Source organism: Nitrospirillum amazonense (assembly GCF_029594735.1).
GTDB classification, from domain to species: Bacteria; Pseudomonadota; Alphaproteobacteria; order Azospirillales; family Azospirillaceae; genus Nitrospirillum; species Nitrospirillum amazonense.
In genome coordinates, this window is record NZ_JARPAF010000003.1 from 566,910 (window position 1) to 587,051 (window position 20,142).

A 20,142-nucleotide genomic window follows, 5' to 3' on the forward strand; every position below is an offset into this window, starting at 1 on the left:
AAGCCATCGCTCATGCGACGGCGTCGGCATGAGGGTCAATTCCGGGACGGATAGATGCCCTGAATGGCCATGATGTAGCCCACCGCGATGAAGGGCATCATGTTGTTATGCGGAACCGTTCCGCCGCCGGAACCCAGCGCCGAGGTTATGACACCCGTCTCCAACTGTACCGTCGTGGCCGTGGTGTCGGACGTGTACAGGCCCTTGATGCTCGTGGTGGCGGTATAGGAGGCGACCAAGTTACCTGAAGCGTTGAGATCGGAACCGGTCGCCGTACTGGCGCTGAAGCCGTGGGTGTGGGCGGGTGTATTGGCCTGCGTCAGCGTGACCGTCTCCGTGCCGCCGCTCTGACCCAACACGCGGCTGGTCAGGCCTGTGCCTTGCCCTTGACCGATCGGTGTGCGCCCCCGGTAGTCCGGCAGATTGAAGTTGGTAACGCCGTTCCCGCCGTAGGTCGTGCCAATCAGCGCGAACAGCGCCTGATTCTGACTGAGGCTTTGCGTGGAACCATCGCAAGCCGCCCAGTCGACTGGCACGTAAGGGCCGGCGAAAATGCGGATTTCGCCCAGGAAGCATTCGGACATCGGTGCCCTCCCTTTCGAAGTGCGGTGGCGGGGTCAGTTGCGCGGCGGGAAAATGCCCTGCAGGGCGATGCAGTAGTTGGCTACGACCCAGGGCTGCATGTTGGCGACAGGGGCGCTGGCACCGCTGGTGGCGAGGGTATCGGCGGGCAAGGTCACCGTCGCCACCGGCTGGCTGTTCACAGTCGGTGGGGTGTAGACCGGGATCGTGGCGTTCGTCGCGACCTTCGTGACCGAGGCCAGGGCATGATTTGCCAGACTTGCCGTTTGCGGAGGCGTGGCCGGGCCATTGATCACGTTCACGGAATGGGTATGGACCGGCAAGCTCGCCGTCGTCAGCGTCACCGTTTCCGCCCCACCCGACAGCCCCACCTGGGGCATCTGCTGACTGAGGTGCCGCGGCGTCCGTCCACGCAGATCCGGCAAATTGAAATTGCTGGTCCCGTTGCCGCCATAGTAGACACCGATGAGGGAATACAGCGCGATATTCTGCTGCAGGTTCAACAGCGCGCCGTTGCATAGCGCCCATCCTTTAGGCGCCCAGTTCCAGGTGAAAATGCGGATTTCGCCCACGAATGGTTCCATGAGAACAGCCTCCCCTTTTCGTGTTGAGCGAGCATCGATAGAAGTAACTACACTTTTAGGTCAAGTCCACAGCGCAATTGCTGCCAGCGGGCGTATAACCCTTCGGATAGATCAACCTCTTTATCCTTGAGATTTTTCCGGGCCGGCAGGCGGCTTGGTAAAGTGCTGCTGCACGCCGCGATAGGGATGGGGAAAGCTGTTGTCTGGCAACTGTACACGCTGGCGGTGCAGTTCGGGGTCCCGGAAACCTGGGCAATAAGGCCGGCGGACGCCGGCATTGAACACGACGTCGTACAGTTCCGTCACCGGCCCGCTGATCGTCAACCAATGAGCGTTATGGCCCGTGCGCAAATCGACAATCTGCAGGCCGCAGCGCTGCTGGATGTTGCCAGCCTGGAGCTTGGCGTTCAACGCGATGCCCGAAGCGAAGCTGTTGGTGCGCAATTGCGACAGGCCGACGATGGCATAGTCGCCCACGAAGCTGAGGCCACGGGCGAAACCCGGGCATTCGGCCACCGCGACGAAACCACCCCGCTCGCCATCGACATAACCGAACTGGCCATCGCCCGAATTCAGCAGCCAAAGCCGATCGCGATACCAACGGGGCGAATGCGGCATCGACAGGCCTTGGGCCAGGATCTCGCCCGTCTCCACGTCAACGGCGAAGCCGCCGCCATTCTTGGTGCCGCGCCAACCGAAGGTGGTGTCGGAGCGACCGCACAAGGTCGCATACACCACCCGGCCGTCACGGGCACCGATGCCGTTCAGGTGGCAGCGATCCTCCGCCATCAGGCTGGAAATGAAGTCGGGCTTCCACAATGGCCGGAAGTTGAACTGGTCGTCCAATGCGGCGATGCAGCTGAAATTGGTGTTGGCGAAAACGAGTTCATGGCGCTCGCCCTTGAAATCGACATTCGCGATCATGTCATGCGTATCGCATGGGCCAATGAAATAGCCCTTCCTCGGCATGTACAAGGCATCGACGGGCAGGCTGTCCAGCGTCGCCGGGCCGGTATTGGCGAACTTCCAGATTTGTTCCTTATTGCCCAGCCAGATTTTGTCCGTGTCCACCGCTAGGCCCATGGCCGTGCCCACCACCCGGTCAAGCACATGCAGGCCGCCATCGGTCTCATAGAGGAAAATCAGGCGTGCGGACTGGTAGGTGGACATCAACAGGCTGCCCCCCGTCTCCGCCAGCCATGCAGCGAAACCAGGGGATGGCAGAAAGCGGGGCGGCTCCATCCTGTCCTGGCTGGCCACGGGGACGGAATTGGTCACGTCCGCTGCCGTTTCATTGACCGCCGTTCCCGCTTCGGGCGTCATCGCCATCTTTACCCCTATGCCTTCAGGCCAGTATTTTGATTTTTTACCCTTGGTTTGATGGCGCATAAGCGGTGGTATTTCCGGCGTGGCGCCACCACCCTGCGATGTCTCTATCAAATTTGCGCCCCTGGCGCCACCCCGTTACACGCCGGACTTGGTTAAATCCTTGTTAATATTTTAACTCCATTAAGAAATCCGGCTGGTGGATTACCTCCAAAAGCCGGCGCATACAATCGTTGGGCGGTAGGGATTTCTTAATATGTATACTTTTGAATAGGGCGCAGGGGGCAACATCGACTGCGGCTGCCCCATAAAGCGCGCTCTCACATTTAGTCACAAAAGATGATCGTCTTCCGAGCGCGATGCCCGCTTCTGAATTTACTGGCGGGTTGTGGGTACTTGTGATTTAAGCGCTATGGGGGAGCCGTTGCAGCCATCGATGGGTTTTTTGCAAAAGGCGCCTTGCCTTTCAGGTAGGTCCCCCGCGGCCGCCTATTCCAATTGGTGAGTGTACGCCATGCCCGACGGTTCACGCCCCCCGGTCAAGAAGACCCAGGATCGCAAGAACGCCCCGCGCGCCCTGCGACTGGCCCTTGAACCCCGCATGATGTTCGACGCCGCCGCCGCCGCGACCGCCGCGACGGTGACCAAGACGGCGGCGACGGCGACGGTGGACACGCACGCGGACGCGGCCGCCAGCGCCGCCCTGCTGGACGCGGCCGCCAAGGCCGCCGCCGCGACGGCGACCGACACCGGCACCGCCGACAGCAGCGCCAAGGCGACGGCCAGCGGCACGTCCGCCCCCAGCCAGACGGCGGCCACGGATACGGCCAAGACTTCGGACGCGGCCAAAACAGCCACGACCGACACCACCAAGGTCGCCAACACCAGCACCGCCACCGCCGTCATCCCCACCACGACGGCCACGTCCAGCGTGCACGAGGTGGTCATCGTCGACACCAGCGTGGCGGATTATCAGACCTTGATCGCCGGCATGGACCCATCCGTGCCCGTCATCCTGCTGGGGGAAGGCCAGCGCACCGTTCATGGCATCGCCGAGGCGCTGTCGGCCTACAAAAACTTGGACACCGTCGTCCTGGTGACCGAAGGCGGCGACGGCGGCCTCATTCTGGGCGGTAACCATGTACTTACAGATGGCGACCTTGCCGGCCGTGCCACCGACCTGGCGGCTATCGGCGCCTCGCTGAAAACGGGCGGCGACTTCCTACTGCTGGGCTGCTCCGTCGCCGAGACCGACAAGGGCAAGCAATTCGTCAACGACTTCGCCCGTTACCTGGGCAACGACATCGATGTCGCAGCCTCCACCGACCGCACCGGCCCGGCGGCGCTGGGCGGCGACTGGGTTTTGGAATACACCACCGGTAAAGCCATCGATACCGTGCTGCCGTTCACCGTCGCCGGTATGGAGGGTTTGGACCATTGCCTGGGCTGTACGACAGCATCGTATTTCGGAACCACCAGGCTTTACAGCGTGAGTGTGTCAACCGACGCCCACGGTAGTTCCATTTCCACAGGCACCCTTGTTGCATACTATGACCCAAGCGCCACGGGATACGTCTACGCATCATTGACGTATCCAAACAATCCCATAAGCCATAATGGCAAATTTGCGTATGCGGAGACGCTCGCCACTTTCCAGGCTACGAGCCCTTTCTGTGTTCCGGCCAATACCGCGCCCACCTTGGACGCCAGCAAGTCGCCGGTCCTGACCTCGGAAGTCAACACCGTGGCCAGCACCCCCACAGGGTCCGTTGGCACCCTGGTGTCGGCCTTGGTGGGCATCGGCACTGGCATCAGCAACGTCACCGACCCCGATAGCGGCGCCCTGACGGGCCTGGCCATCACCGCCACCGACACCACCCATGGCACCTGGTATTACACCACAAACGGCGGCACCACCTGGACCAGTGTCGCCACGGTCAGCAACACCAGCGCCCTGCTGCTGAAGGCGGACGCCAACACCCGCCTCTATTTCGCGCCCAGCAGCAGCTACACCGGCACCGCCACCATCACCTTCCGCGCCTGGGACCAGACCAGCGGCACGGCCGGCAGCAAGGTGACGACCGCCACCAACGGCGGCACCACCGCCTTCTCCTCCGCCACCGACACGGCCGGCATCACGGTCACGGGGGCCAACGCCGCCCCAGTCATCACCAACCTTGCCGGCGACACGGTCGCCTGGGTGGATGCCAGCACCGCCGTCCACCTCGATTCCGGCACCGCCGCCTCGGTCAGCGACACAGAGAACGACACGGCCGGCTGGGCCGGCGGCAGCCTGGTGGTACAGCGCGTGACGTCCGGATCCGCCGACGCCACGGCCAACGACGTCTTCAGTTTCGACAACAGCGTGAGCGCCAGCGGCGGCACGGTCACGGTCAATGGCCATGCGCTGACCTTCACCAACACCGGCGGCGTGCTGACCGTCAACCTGACCGCCAGCGCCACCAGCGCGGACGTGGCGGCGTTGATCCATGCCGTCCAGTACAGCAACGCCACCCCCTTTGGCGACGCCACCATCCGCTTCGCCGTGAACGACGGCAACGGCAACACCACCAACGCCGACCTGACGGTGACCAGTTCCACCATTTACGTCACCACCACCGCAGACCAGAGCAGCGGTGCCGCCGCCGACGGCTTCAGCCTGCGCGAGGCGCTGGCCCGGTCCGTCACCCAGACGGGGGCGGACACCATCGTCATCGGCGACAGCGTCACCGGGACCATCACGCTGGCCAGCGGTGTCACGCTGGGTGCCGGCGATACGCTGAAGTACGCGCCCACCACGGCAGGCAGCCTGACCATCGCCGCCACCAGCGGCGGCCTGGCCCTGGGCGGCGCCGGCACCCTGTCGGTGGGCAGCGGCGACACACTGACCATTTCCGCCGGGGTTTCCGGCACCGGCAGCACCCTGACCAAGACCGGGGCGGGCACGGCGACCCTGTCCGGCACCAATACCTACACCGGCGCCACCACGGTATCGGGCGGCACGCTGGCGCTGGGCGCCGTGGGTTCCACGGCCTCGCTGACCCTGGACGGCGGCACGCTGAAGTCCACGGCGGCAATCACCAGCTCCATCGGCATCACGATCAATTCCGGCGGCGGCACCATCGATTACACCAGCGGCTCCGTCACCCTGAGCGGCGCCATCACCGGCAGCGGCGCGCTGGACGCCAAAAGCTCCACCAGCGGCAACGCCATCAAGCTCTCGGGCAACAGCACGTTCTCCGGCGGCGTCACGGTGGATGGCGGCATCCTCGACATCTCCAGCACCAACGCCATCGGCACCGGCACGCTGACCTTCAACAGCGGCAAGATCCGCAGCACCACCGCCGCCTACACCCTGGCCAACAACCTGGTGATCAACGGCAACGTGCTGCTGGCCGGCAGCTTCGGCATGACGTTCACCGGCACGGTGGACCTGGGCGGCGGCACCCGCACCATCAATGACCAGTTGGGCGCCGGCAATAACCTGACCTTCACCGGCGTGGTCAGCAACGGCAGCCTGAACGTCGCCTCACAGCTCAACGGCAGCACCTACGCCTCGCTGGTCCTGAGCGGCACCAGCAACACCTACACCAACGTCACCGTCACCTCCGGCACCCTCAGCATCGCCGGCGCGGGCAGCCTGGGCAGCGGCAGCGTCACCCTGGCCGGCGGCACCCTGCTGGTCAACGGCGCCGCCAGCATCACCAACAACATTCTTGTCAGCGCCAGTTCCACCGTCCAGGTGGCCAGCGGCAACGCCGCCACCCTGTCCGGGAACATCACCGGCACCGCCGGCAAGACGCTGACGCTGACCACCGGCACCACTGTCGGCAGCGGCCTGACCCTGTCCGGCACCAACACCTTCGCCGGCGCCATGACGGTCTCGGCCGGCACTGTCACGCTGAGCGGCGGCAGCGCCGTCGCCGACACCAGCGCCGTCACCGTGGCTTCGGGCGCCACCCTGGCCCTGGCCGCCAGCGAGACCATCGGCTCGCTCGCCGGCGCCGGCACCGTGACGCTCGGCACCAACACACTGACGGTGAACGAGGCCAGCACCGACGACACCACCTTCTCCGGCGCCATCACCGGCACCGGCGGCCTGACCAAGACAGGCACCGGCACCCTGGAGCTGTCCGGCACCAACACCTATACCGGCGCCACCACCATCAGCGCCGGCGAGATCATGGTGTCCAACGGCAGCGCCATCAGCGACAGCAGCGCCGTGTCGGTGGCATCCAGCGCCACCCTGGTGCTGCAGGCCAGCAATGAAACCGTCGGCTCGCTCAGCGGCGCCGGCACGGTGACGCTCAACGGCGGTTCGCTGACATTGGGCGGGGATAACACCTCCACCACCTTCTCCGGCGTCATCCAGGACGGCGCCTCCCTGAACGGCGGCATCACCAAGGCCGGCACCGGCACCCTGACCCTGTCGGGCACCAACACCTACACCGGCGCCACCACCATCAGCGCCGGCACGCTGGAGGCCGCCAGCAGCGGCGCCCTGGGCAGCAGCACCGGCGCCACCACCGTGGCCAGCGGTGCCACCCTGCAGATGGACAACGGCGTCACCATCGCCGATGCCCTGACCATCGCCGGCGCCGGCACGTCCAGCTCCGGCGCCATCAATCTGTCCTCCGGCAGCGCGACGCTGTCGGGCAACGTGACCCTGAGTGCGGCCAGCAGCATCTACGTCGGCGACACCGCCACCCTGACCCTGGGCGGGACGCTGGCCGGCGCGTTCACCCTCACCCACAACTTCGGCAACGGCGCGATCGTGCTGACGGCCAACAACAGCGCCGCGGCCACCGCCCTGAACATCCAGGTCGGCACGCTGTCGATCACCGACCAGACCAACCTGACCACCGGCACGCTGACCCTGAACATGGGCAACACCGGCGTCGGCGGCCTGCTGGTCACCGGCAGCAACGTCACCATCTCCAAGAACATCACGCTCGGCGCCAGCGGCGGCATCATCAGCAACGCCAACGCCCTGACCCTGTCCGGCAACATCACCGGCGGCGTCAGCAGCAACCTCAGCCACGTCATCAGCCTGACCAAGGTCGGCACCGGCAAGCTGACCCTGTCCGGCACCAACACCTACACCAGCTCCACCGGCGCCCTGGGCGCCACCATGGTGTCCGCCGGCACCCTCAGCGTCACCAACGCCGCCAACCTGGGCAGCACCACCATCAATGGCGCCGTCATCCTGAATGGCGGCGCGCTGGAGGTGACGGGCAGCGCCGTCACCCTCGCCAACGCCATCGTCCTCAGCGCCAACGGCACCATCAGCGCCACCAACAGCGCCACCCTGTCCGGCGTCATCTCGGGTTCCAAGAACCTGACCTCGGCTGGTGCCGGCACCCTCACCCTCTCCGGCACCAACACCTACACCGGCACCACCTCGGTGACCGCCGGCACGCTCAGCATCACCGACAATACCAACCTCAGCACCGCCGCGCTGACCCTGAACGGCGGCACGCTGGCGGTGACCGGAACCAGCGTCACCCTGACCAACGCCGTGACCCTGGGCAGCAGCGGTGGCACGGTCAGCGACGCCAACGCCCTGACCCTGTCGGGCGTCGTCAGCGGCACCGGCAACCTGACCAAGACGGGTGCCGGCACCCTGACCCTGTCGGGCGCCAACACCTACACCGGCAACACCACCGTGTCGGCCGGCACCCTCAGCATCACCGACAGCACCAACCTGGGCAGCGGCGGCCTGACGCTGGATGGCGGCACGCTGACGCTGACCGGCACCACCGTGACGCTGAGCGGCAACATCCTGCTGAGCACCGGCGGCGGCACCATCAGCACCGCCAACACCCTGACCCTGTCGGGCGTCATCAGCGGCACCGGCAACCTGACCACGGCGGGCGCCGGCACGATCATTCTGTCGGGCGCCAACACCTACACCGGCACCACCACCATCAGCGCCGGCAAATTGGAGGCAGCCACCTCCAGCGCCTTGGGCACCAGCGCGGGCGGCACCACCATCGCCTCTGCCGGCACTCTGCTGATCGATGATGGCGTGACCATCGCCGACGCGGTGAGCACCGCCGGCAACGGCTCGCTGACCCTGAACACCTCGACCGGCAGCGCCACGGTATCGGGCAACGTGACCCTGACGGCGGACGCCCGGGTCAACGTCAGCGGCACGGGCACGCTGACCCTCAGCGGGACCCTGGGCGGCGCCTTCACGCTCTATAAGAATGTCGGCACCGGCACCCTGGTCCTGAGCGGCAGCAACGGCACCGGCGCCACCAACCTGAACGTCGCCACGGGCACCCTGTCCATCACCGACCAGACCAACCTGACCACCGGCACGCTGACCCTGAACGGCGGCGCATTGGCGGTAACGGGGTCCGCCGTGACCGTGAGCAAGGCCATCACCCTGGGCAGCGGCGGCGGCACCATCAGCAATGCCAACGACGTGACCCTGTCGGGCGTCATCAGCAGCACGGGCGGCCTGACCAAAACAGGTGCCGGTAAGCTGACCCTATCGGGCAGCAACACCTACACCGGCTCGACGACGATTTCGGCCGGCATATTGGCCGTGGCCGGCCTGGGCAGCACCTCGTCGCTGATCTTCAACGGCGGCACATTGCTGTCCACGGCGGCCTTCTCCAGTTCCACCGCCATCACGGTCAATTCCGGCGGCGGCACCATCGATTACACCAGCGGCTCCGTCACCCTGAGCGGCGCCATCACCGGCAGCGGCGCGCTGGACGCCAAGAGCACCACCGCCGGCAACGCCATCAAGCTGTCGGGCAACAGCACGTTCTCCGGCGGCATCACGGTGGACGGCGGCATCCTGGACATCTCGTCCGCCAACGCCATCGGCACCGGCACGCTGACCTTCAACAGCGGCAAAATCCGCAGCACCACCGCCGCCTACACCCTGGCCAACAACCTGGTGATCAACGGCAACCTGTTGCTGGCCGGCAGCTTCGGCATGACGTTCACCGGCACCGTCGATCTGGGCGGCGGCACGCGCAGCATCAATGACCAGCTGGGCGCCGGCAAGGACCTGACCTTCTCGGGCGTGGTCAGCAACGGCAGCCTGAACATCACCTCACAGCTCACCGGCGGCACCTACGCCTCGGTGGTGCTGAGCGGCACCAGCAACACCTATACGAACGCCACCGTCACCTCCGGCACCCTCAGCATCGCCGGCGCGGGCAGCCTGGGCAGCGGCAGCGTCACCCTGGCCGGGGGCACCCTGCTGGTCAACGGCGCCGCCAGCATCGCCAAGAACATCGCCGTCACCGCCAGTTCCACCATCCAGGTGGCCAGCGGCAACGCCGCCACCCTGTCCGGGAACATCACCGGCAGCACCGGCACCCTGACGCTGAGCACCGGCACCGGCGCCTCGGATGGGCTCACCCTGTCGGGCACCAACACCTACACCGGTGCCATCAGCATCGGCGCTGGCACGGTCACCGCCAGCGGCGGCAGCGCCGTCGCCGACACCAGCGCCGTGACCGTCGCCTCGGGCGCCACCTTGGCCCTGGCCGCCAGCGAGACCATCGGCTCGCTCGCCGGTGCCGGCACCGTCAGTCTCGGCAGCTTCAACACGCTGACGGCGGGCGGCAACAACACCAACACCACCTTCTCCGGCGCCATCACCGGCACCGGCGGCCTGACCAAGACGGGCACCGGCACCCTGGAGCTGTCAGGCACCAACACCTACACCGGCGCCACCACCATCAGCGCCGGCGAGATCATGGTGTCCAGCGGCAGCGCCATCAGCGACAGCAGCGCCGTGACCGTCGCATCGGGTGCGACGCTGCAGCTGGAAGCCAGTGATGAGACCGTGGGCTCGCTCAGCGGCGCCGGCACGGTGACGTTGAACGGCGGAACGCTGACGATGGGCGGCGACAACACCAGCACCACCTTCTCCGGCGTCCTCCAGGACGGCGGCATCAATGGCGGCATCACCAAGACCGGCACCGGCACCCTGACCCTGTCGGGCACCAGCACCTACACCGGAACCACCACCATCAGCACCGGCACGCTGGAAGCCGCCAGCAGCGGCGCCCTGGGCAGCAGCACCGGCGCCACCACCGTGGCCAGCGGCGCCACCCTGCAGGTGGACAACGGCGTCACCATCGCCGATGCCCTGACCATCGCCGGCGCCGGCACGTCCAGCTCCGGCGCCATCAACCTGGCCTCCGGCAGCGCGACGCTGTCGGGCAACGTAACCTTGAGTGCCGCCAGCAGCATCTACGTCGGCGATACCGCCACCCTGACCCTGGGCGGGACGCTGGCCGGCGCCTTCACCCTCACCCACAACTTCGGCAACGGCGCGATCGTGCTGACCGCCAACAACAGCGCCGCGACCACCAACCTGAACATCCAGGTCGGCACGCTGTCGATCACCGACCAGACCAACCTGACCACCGGCACGCTGACCCTGAACATGGGCAACACCGGCGTGGGCGGCCTGCTGGTCACCGGCAGCAACGTCACCATCTCCAAGAACATCACGCTCGGCGCCAGCGGCGGCATCATCAGCAACGCCAACGCCCTGACCCTGTCCGGCAACATCACCGGCGGCGTCAGCAGCAACCTCAGCCACGTCATCAGCCTGACCAAGGTCGGCGCCGGCAAGCTGACCCTGTCCGGCACCAACACCTACACCAGCTCCACCGGCGCCCTGGGCGCCACCATGGTGTCCGCCGGCACCCTCAGCGTCACCAGCGCCGCCAACCTGGGCAGCACCACTATCAACGGTGCCGTCATCCTGAACGGTGGCGCGCTGGAGGTGACGGGCAGCAGCGTCACCCTCGCCAACGCCATTGTCCTCAGCGCCAACGGCACCATCAGCGCCACCAACAGCGCCACCCTGTCCGGCGTCATTTCCGGTTCCAAAAACCTGACCCTGAATGGTGTAGGCACGCTGACGCTCAGCGGCACCAACACCTACACCGGCACTACCACCATCATCGACGGCACCCTCAGCATCGCCGCCGCCACCAACCTGGGCAGCGGCAGCCTGACGTTGAATGGCGGCACGCTGGCGGTGACCGGAACCAGCGTCAGCCTGAGCCAAGCACTGGCCCTGGGCAGCAATGGCGGCACGATCAGCGATGCCAACGCCCTGACCCTGTCGGGCGTGGTCAGTGGATCGGGTGACCTGACGATGAACGACGGCGGTACCTTCACGCTGTCGGGCGCCAACACCTACACCGGCGATACGACGGTGCGCGATGCCACCTTGCGCATCGCCGCCGCCACCAACCTGGGCGGCAGCGCCCTGACGCTGAACGGTGGCACACTCACTGTCACCGGGGCCAGCGTCAGCCTGAGCCAGAATCTTAACATCTCCGTCAACAATGGCACCCTCAACACGGACAACAGCCTGACCCTGTCAGGTGCCGTCAATGGTTTCGGCAGCCTGTTCAAAGGTGGAACCGGTACCGTAACCCTGTCGGGCGACGGCAGTGGATATACCGAAACCACCTATGTGCAGGCGGGCACCCTGGCGCTGACCGGTTCGGTTGGCGGCGACGTCAACGTCCAGGACGGCGCCACCCTGGCCGGCACCGGCACCGTCGGCGGGAACCTGCGGGTCTATGGCGGCGGCACCTTGGCCCCCGGCGTCGAGGGCGTGAACAACGGCATCGGCACCCTGACCGTTACGGGCAACGTGAACCTGGGCGGCGCCCTGCAAATCCAGATCGCCGGCACATCCGGCAACAACGACGTCCTGAGCGTCGGCGGCAACGTCGTGCTGAACGACGGGTCGGGCAATGCCGGCACCCTGACGCTGAGCGCCGTCGGCGGCTACACGGTGGCGCTGGGCGACAGCTTCACCATCGTCAACAACACCGGCAGCGGCACCACCGACGCCACCGCCTTCGACAACCTGGACAGCGGCGGGCGCGCGGACCTCAGCGGCGGCAAAGCGCTGATCACCAACAGCGGCGGCACCGGCAACGATATCGTGGCCAGCGTCCTCAACGCCGCCCCGACCCTGACCACAACCCCGGCCAGCGCCCCCGGCTTCACCGAGGGCGGCAGTGCGGTATCCCTGTTCAGCGGTACCACCGTCAGCACGGTGGAGGCCGGCCAGAGCATCCACGCGCTGACGCTGACCGTCGGCGGCCTGGCCGATAGCACGTCGGAGGTGCTGACCGTCGACGGCACCGCCGTGATCCTGACCAATGGCACCAGCGTGACCACCAGCGCCAACGGCTATGCCGTCAGCGTCAGTGTGACCAGCGGCACCGCCACCGTCACCATCACCAAGGCCGGTGACTTCTCCGCCAGCGCTGCCCAGACCCTGGTCAACGGCCTCACCTACCAGAACACCAGCGACGATCCGACGGCCGGCAGCGGCCGCACCGTCACCCTCACCAGTGTTCAGGATAATGGCGGCACCGCCAACGGCGGCGCGGACACCACCACCCTGACCGCCAGCACCACCGTCACCATCATCCCGGTCAACAACAGCCCGACCCTGTCCAGCAGCGGCGCCACCTCCACCATCCCGGCCACGCCCATCAACACCACCAGCAACGCCGTCACCGTGTCCAGCATCCTGGGCGACGCCGGCTACGCCGATGTGGACGGCCATGGCGTCTCGGGCATCGCCATCACCGGGCTCTCCGGCGCCGGCACCTGGCAGTACACCACGGACGGCACGAACTGGTTCGGCGTCGGCACCGTTTCCACCAGCAGCGGCCTGCTGCTGAACAGCACCGCCCAGCTGCGTTATGTCCCCAATGGCAGCACCGCGGAAACCGCCACGCTGACCTTCAAGGGCTGGGACGAAACCAGCGGCACCGCCAGCAGCGGCAGCACGCGCCAGACGGCCGACACCACCACCAACGGCGGCGCCACCGCCTACTCGGCCAACAACGGCACGCTGAGCGTCGAGACGCAGGGCGCTGTGATGACGGCCGGCGGCTCCGTCACCTACGTCGAAGCCGGCACCGCCGGCGCCATCGACACCACCCTCACGGTCGCCGACGGCGCCACCAGCACCCTGACCAGCGCCACGGTGACCATCGGCAGCGTGGTAGCGGGCGACGTACTGACCTTCGTCAACACCGCCAACATCACCGGCAGCTACAACGCCAGCACCGGCGTGCTGACCCTGACCGGCAGCGACACGCTGGCCAACTACCAGGCGGCCCTGCGCAGCATCACCTTCAGCTCCACCAGCCAGGACCCGACCCTGGGCGGCACCCGCACCAGCCGTACCGTCACCTGGTCGGTGAACGACGGCATCGCCCCCTCCGCCGGCGTCACCAGCACGGTCAACATCACCGCCGTCAACGACGCGCCGACGTTCAGCACCACGCCCGCAACCAGCCCAGTCTTCACCGAGGGCGGCAGCGACGTGAGCCTGTTCAGCGGCACGACCATCAGCGCGATCGAGGCCGGCCAGAAGATCAGTGGCCTAACCCTGACCGTCGGCGGCCTGGCCGACGGCACGTCAGAGGTCCTATCCATTGATGGCCAGGACGTCACCCTGGTCGACGGCACCAGCGTCACCACCACCGCCAACGGTTATGGCGTCGCGGTCTCGGTGACCTCCGGCACCGCCACCGTCACCATCACCAAGTCGGGCGGCGCCACGGCAGCCGCCACCCAGACCCTGGTCGACGGCCTGACCTACAAGGACACCAGCAGCGACCCGACGGCCGGCAGCGGCCGCACCATCACCCTGACCGCCATCCAGGACAACGGCGGCACGGCCAACAGTGGCCACGACACCACCACCCTGACCGCCAGCACCACCGTCACGCTGCACCCGGTCAACCAGGCGCCGACCCTGACCACCACCCCGGCGACCAGCCCCACCTATGTCGAGGGCGCCAACGCCGTCGCGCTGTTCAGCGGCACAACCGTCAGCACCAGTGAGGCGAGCCAGAGTGTCCACGCCATCACCCTGACGGTGGGTGGCTTGGCCGATGGCGCCTCGGAAACCCTGAACATCGACGGCCAGAGCGTGGCGCTGACCAACGGCAACAGCGCCACCACCACGGCCAATGGTTATTCCGTCAGCGTTAGTGTTACCAGCGGCACCGCCAACGTCACCATCACCAAGGCCGGCGACTTCTCCGCCGGCGCCGCCCAGACCCTGGTCAACGGCCTGGCCTACCAGAACACCAGCGACGATCCGACGGCCGGCAGCGGCCGCACCGTCACCCTGACCAGCGTTCAGGATAATGGCGGCACCGCCAACGGCGGCGCGGACACCACCACGCTGACCGCCAGCACCACCGTCACCATCACCCCGGTCAACGACGCGCCCACCCTATCCAGCAGCGCCACCTCCATCATCCCGGCCACGCCCATCAACACGACCAGCACCGCCGTCACCGTGTCCAGCATCCTGGGCGACACCGGCTACGCCGACGTGGACGGCCACGGCGTCTCGGGCGTCGCCATCACTGGGCTCTCCGGTGCCGGCACCTGGCAGTATTCCACCGATGGCACGAACTGGTTCAGCGTCGGCACCGTTTCCACCAGCAGCGGCCTGCTGCTGAACAGCAGCGCCCAGCTGCGCTATGTGCCCAATGGCAGCACCGCGGAAACCGCCACGCTGACCTTCAAGGGCTGGGACGAAACCAGCGGCACCGCCAGCAGCGGCAGCACGCGCCAGACGGCCGACACCACCACCAACGGCGGCGCCACCGCCTATTCCACCAATAACGGCACGGTCAGTGTCGCGGCGCAGGGCGCGGTGATGACGGCTGGCGGCTCCGTCACCTATATCGAGGCCGGCACCGCCGGCGCCATCGACACCACCCTCACAGTCGCCGACAGCGCCACCAGCACCCTGACCAGCGCCACGGTGACCATCGGCAGCGTGGTGGCCGGCGACGTGCTGACCTTCGTCAACACCGCCAACATCACCGGCAGCTATAACGCCAGCACCGGCGTGCTGACCCTGACAGGCAGCGACACCCTGGCCAATTACCAGGCGGCCCTGCGCAGCATCACCTTCAGTTCCACCAGCCAAGACCCGACCCTGGCCGGCACCCGCACCAGCCGTACCGTCACCTGGTCGGTGAACGACGGCATCGCCCCGTCGGCCGCCGTCACCAGCACGGTCAACGTCACCGCCGTCAACGACGCACCCACCCTGACCGTTGCGGGCGCCCAGACCATCACCGACGTCCTGGGTCACGGCCTGAGCGTCAGCGTGGCCGACCCTGACGCCGGTACCGGCACCGAGACCGTGACCCTGGGCGCCGGCAAGGGCAACCTGGCGGTCACCGCCTCGGGCAGCGCCAGTGTCACCGGCAGCGGCACGGGCAGCGTCACCATCACCGGCACCCTGGCCGATGTGAACGCCACCCTGGCCAGCCTGACCTACACCACCACGGTGACCGCTAGCGACAGCGATACCATCACCATCGGTGTCAATGACGGCGGCAACACCGGCACCGGCGGTGCGCTGTCGGACAGCAAGACCATCGCAGTCACCCTGACCGGCAACGCCGCCCCCACCATCAGCGTGGCCGGCACGCAGAGCATCGCCGACACCAACAGCCATGCTATTACAGGCGTGGGCGTGACCGACGCCCTGGCGGGCAACACCGTCACGGCCACCGTGTCCGACCTGCAGGGCAACCTGGGCTTCACCGCTGCGGGGTCCGCCAGCGTCACGGGCGGCGGCACGGGCAGCGTCACCATCAGCGGCAGCCTGGCCGACGTGAACGCCACCCTGGCCACCCTGACCTACGCCACCACCGCGACGGCCACGGGAACGGATACCATCACCGTCACCGTCAATGACGGCGGCGGCAGCCTGATCGGCGGTGCGAAGTCCGAGACGCAGACCATCGCGGTGAACCTGACCGGCAACGACACGCCGTCCCTGGCCCTGCCGGGCGGGCAGAGCTATGTCGACCAGGCCAACCACGCCATCACCGGTGTGGCGATCACCGACGCGCTGCCGGGCGGCACCGTCACGGCCACCGTGTCCGACCTGCAGGGCAACCTCAGCTTCACCGCGTCGGGCGCCGCCAGTGTCACCGGCGGGGGCACGGGTAGCGTCACCATCACCGGCAGCCTGGCCGACGTGAACGCCACCCTGGCCACTCTGACCTACGCCACCACTCTATCGACCGCCGGCAGCGACACCATCACCGTCGCCGTCAACGATGGGGGCACAGCCCGCATCGGCGGCGCGAAGTCCACCAGCGGCACCATCGCCGTGGCCATCGCCACCAACGACACGCCGGTCCTGACCGTCGCGGGGGCGCAGGCCTACAACGATACCAACGCCCATGCCATCACCGGTGTCAGCGTCGCCGACACCTACGGCGGCACCATCACCGCCACCGTTTCCGACCTGCACGGCAACCTAGGCTTCACCGCGTCGGGGTCCGCCAGCGTCACCGGTACCGGCACGGGCAGCGTCACCATCACCGGCACCCTGGCCGACGTGAACGCCACCCTGGCCACCCTGACCTACGCCACCACCGCGACGGCCACGGGAACGGATACCATCACCGTCACCGTCAACGACGGCGGCGGCAGCCTGATCGGCGGCGCCAAGTCCGCCACCCAGACCATCGGGGTCAGCCTGATCGGCAATGACACGCCGGTCCTGACCGTGGCCGGAGCGCAGAGCTACAACGACACCAGCGCCCATGCCATCACCGGCGTCAGCATCAGCGACACCTTGCAGGGTGGCACGGTCACCGCCACCGTGGCTGATCTACACGGCAACCTCAGCTTCACCGCGTCGGGCGCCGCCAGTGTCACCGGCGGGGGCACGGGTAGCGTCACCATCACCGGCAGCCTGGCCGACGTGAACGCCACCCTGGCCACCCTGACCTACGCCACCACGGCCACCGCCACCGGCAGCGACACCATCACCGTCACTGTCAATGATGGCGGCACCGCCCGCATCGGCGGGGCCAAGTCCGCCGTCCAGACCATCGCGGTCAACCTGACCGGCAATGACACGCCGGTCCTGACCGTGGCTGGGGCGCAGAGCTACACCGACACCAACGTCCACGCCATCACCGGCGTCAGCGTCAGCGACAGCCTGCAGGGCAGCACCGTTACCGCCGCCCTGATCGCCACCCAGGGCAACATCTCCGTCACCGCCTCCGGCGGTGCCACGGTGTCGGGCAGCGGCAGCGGCGTGGTTTCCATCACCGGCAGCCTGGCCGACGTGAATGCCACCCTGGCCACGCTGAGCTACGCCACGACCGCCACAACCACGGGCGCGGACGTCCTGACCGTGGCGCTGAGCGATGGCGGCAGCAACCGCATCGGCGGCGCCAAGTCCACCGTGCAGACCATCACCATCAACCTGACGGGCAACGACACGCCGGTCCTGACCGTGGCCGGGGCGCAGAGCTATAACGACACCAACGCCCACGCCATCACGGGCGTCACCATCAGCGACAGCCTGACCGGCACCACGGTCACGGCCACGGTCACGGCCACCCAGGGCAACGTCGCCGCGACCGCGTCGGGCGCCGCCACCCTGGCCGGCAATGGCACGGGCAGCCTGACCATCACGGGCAGCCTGGCCGACGTGAACGCCACCCTGGCCAGCCTGACCTATGCCACCACCGCCACGGCCACGGGCAGCGACACCATCACCGTCACCGCCAACGACGGCGGCACCGCCCGCATCGGCGGGGCGAAGTCCACCGTCCAGACCATCGCGGTCAGCCTGACCGGCAACGACACCCCCGTGGTGACCGTGCCGGGGGCGCAGAGCTACAACGACACCGACGCCCATGCCATCACCGGCGTCAGCGTCAGCGACACCCTGTCGGGCAACGCGGTCACGGTGGCCCTGCTGGCCGGCAAGGGCAACGTCACGGTCACCGCCTCCGGCGGCGCCACGGTGTCGGGCAACGGCAGCGGCGTGGTTTCCATCACCGGCAGCGTGGCCGACGTGAACGCCACCCTTGCCAGCTTGACCTACGCCACCACCGCCACAGCCACGGACACCGACACCCTCACGGTGGCCATCAGCGATGGCGGCACCAGCCGCATCGGCGGCGTGAAGTCCGCCGTGCGCACGGTGGCCATCAGCCTGACCGGCAACGACACGCCCGTCCTGACCTTGCCGGGCGCCCAGAACCTGTCCGCCACCGGCAACCAGGCCATCACCGGCATCAGCGTCAGCGACACCCTGACCGGTAGCACCATCAGCGTTCTGGTGAAGGACGGCTTCGACGGGCAGCTGGTCATGGCGGCCTCCGGCGCCGCTACCCTGACCGGCAATGGCACCGGCACGGTCACCGTCCGCGGCAGCGTGGCCGACGTGAACGCCACCCTGGCCACCTTGAACCTGACCCCCGCCACCACCGGCAACGACATCATCACCGTGACCGTCAGCGACGGCGGCACGACCCGGGTGGGCGGCGCCAAGACGGCCAGCGGCATCATCGGCGTGACCATCAACCCCGTGGTGGTGCCGCAGCCCCCAGCCACGACGACCACGACGACCACAACCACGACCGCGACGGCACCGACAACCACGTCGACCAGCACCTTGATCGTGACGCCCACGGTGGCCGCGACCAGCACCGCGACGACCACCGTGGCCCTGACCCAAACGGTGGGCACGGGCAACGCCGGCGTCAGCGGCACCCCCAGCGCAGGCCTGACCGGCAACAGCGTCATCAGCACCAGCGCGACCAGCACAAGCACCAGCACGACGACAACGTCGACCGCCACCACCAGCATCATCACCGCGTTGGCGACCGACACCAGCACGTCGACCAGCACCAGCCGGTCGACGACCACCACAACGGCCACTGGCTCAACGACCGCCACCCCAACCACCACCGGCACAACCGCTGCCGGCACGACGACGGCCAGTGCGGCGCCCACGACCACCACGACGGCGACCTCGACCACCGGGGCCGCGACGACCGGAACGACGACCACCTCCGCCGCCACCATCAGCGCCGGCACCGGCGTGGTCGCCATCACCTCCGCCACCGGCGGCACCACCACGCTGACCCTGGCCAACCAGGTCAGCAACCAAGTGGTCACCGCCGGCCAGCAAGTGACCTTCCAGCTGCCGCAGGGCACCTTCCAGAGCAGCGACCCGCAGGTGACGCTGGAAGCACGGCAGGCCAATGGCGAACCGCTGCCCGCGTGGCTGACCTTCAACCCGGCCAACGGCACCTTCAGCGGCCAGCCGCCGGCGGGCGAAAACGGCAACGTCGCCATCACCGTCACGGCGCGCGACAGCAACGGCAACGTCGCCGAGGCCAAGTTCAACATGGCGGTGGGCCAGCAGCAGAACGGCACCGGCGGGCCTGGTGGTCAGGGTCCGGGGAACCGCGCCCCGCAGCAGCATGCCGCCAACGACCCGGCGATCGCCGTCCCCGCTGATCTCAACCCGGTGCAGTTGGCGGCCTATACCGGCCGTGACGTGGCAGCCCAGGATCTGGCCGCCAAGATCGCCAACGGCCCCGGCAAGGTGCCGGCGGGCAAGCTGTCGCTGACGGCACAGCTTCAGGCCGCCGCCCAGGCGCAGAAGGCCGTCGGCTTCGGTACCGGCACCTTTGGCGTCCCGCACCACGGCATCGTCGACGACACCGTGTCCCTTCTCGCCAGTTTGCTGGACGTGTTCGGCGGCACCGCCCCGCAGCACGGCCCGGCCCTTCCCGCCCACCACGCTTCCACCACCACGACCGCCTGAGGC

4 protein-coding genes are annotated in these 20,142 nt (G+C 67.6%); 1 reads left to right on the plus strand and 3 read right to left on the minus strand.

Annotated elements, in window-relative coordinates; translation table 11 throughout:
- Nucleotides 1-35: 35 nt before the first annotated feature.
- From P5F91_RS20620 to P5F91_RS20630, 3 genes are all read right to left on the minus strand, one after another.
- Nucleotides 36-584: a phage tail protein gene (locus tag P5F91_RS20620; RefSeq protein ID WP_145612086.1), complete on the minus strand. Its 549-nt coding sequence runs from the start codon at nucleotides 582-584 to the stop codon at nucleotides 36-38.
- Between the two features lie 33 nt (nucleotides 585-617).
- Nucleotides 618-1,166 (minus strand): phage tail protein, encoded by a 549-nt coding sequence (locus tag P5F91_RS20625; protein WP_145612087.1) that lies wholly within the window; start codon nucleotides 1,164-1,166, stop codon nucleotides 618-620.
- A 120-nt stretch (nucleotides 1,167-1,286) separates the two neighbouring features.
- Nucleotides 1,287-2,495, minus strand: a complete 1,209-nt coding sequence (locus P5F91_RS20630; RefSeq protein ID WP_186454837.1) for a TIGR03032 family protein — start codon at nucleotides 2,493-2,495, stop codon at nucleotides 1,287-1,289.
- Nucleotides 2,496-3,006: 511 nt separating this feature from the next.
- On the opposite strand from P5F91_RS20630, the gene P5F91_RS20635 reads away from it, so the two are divergent.
- Complete coding sequence (locus P5F91_RS20635; protein ID WP_277908145.1) at nucleotides 3,007-20,139, plus strand: autotransporter-associated beta strand repeat-containing protein; 17,133 nt, start codon at nucleotides 3,007-3,009, stop codon at nucleotides 20,137-20,139.
- Nucleotides 20,140-20,142 lie beyond the last annotated feature (3 nt).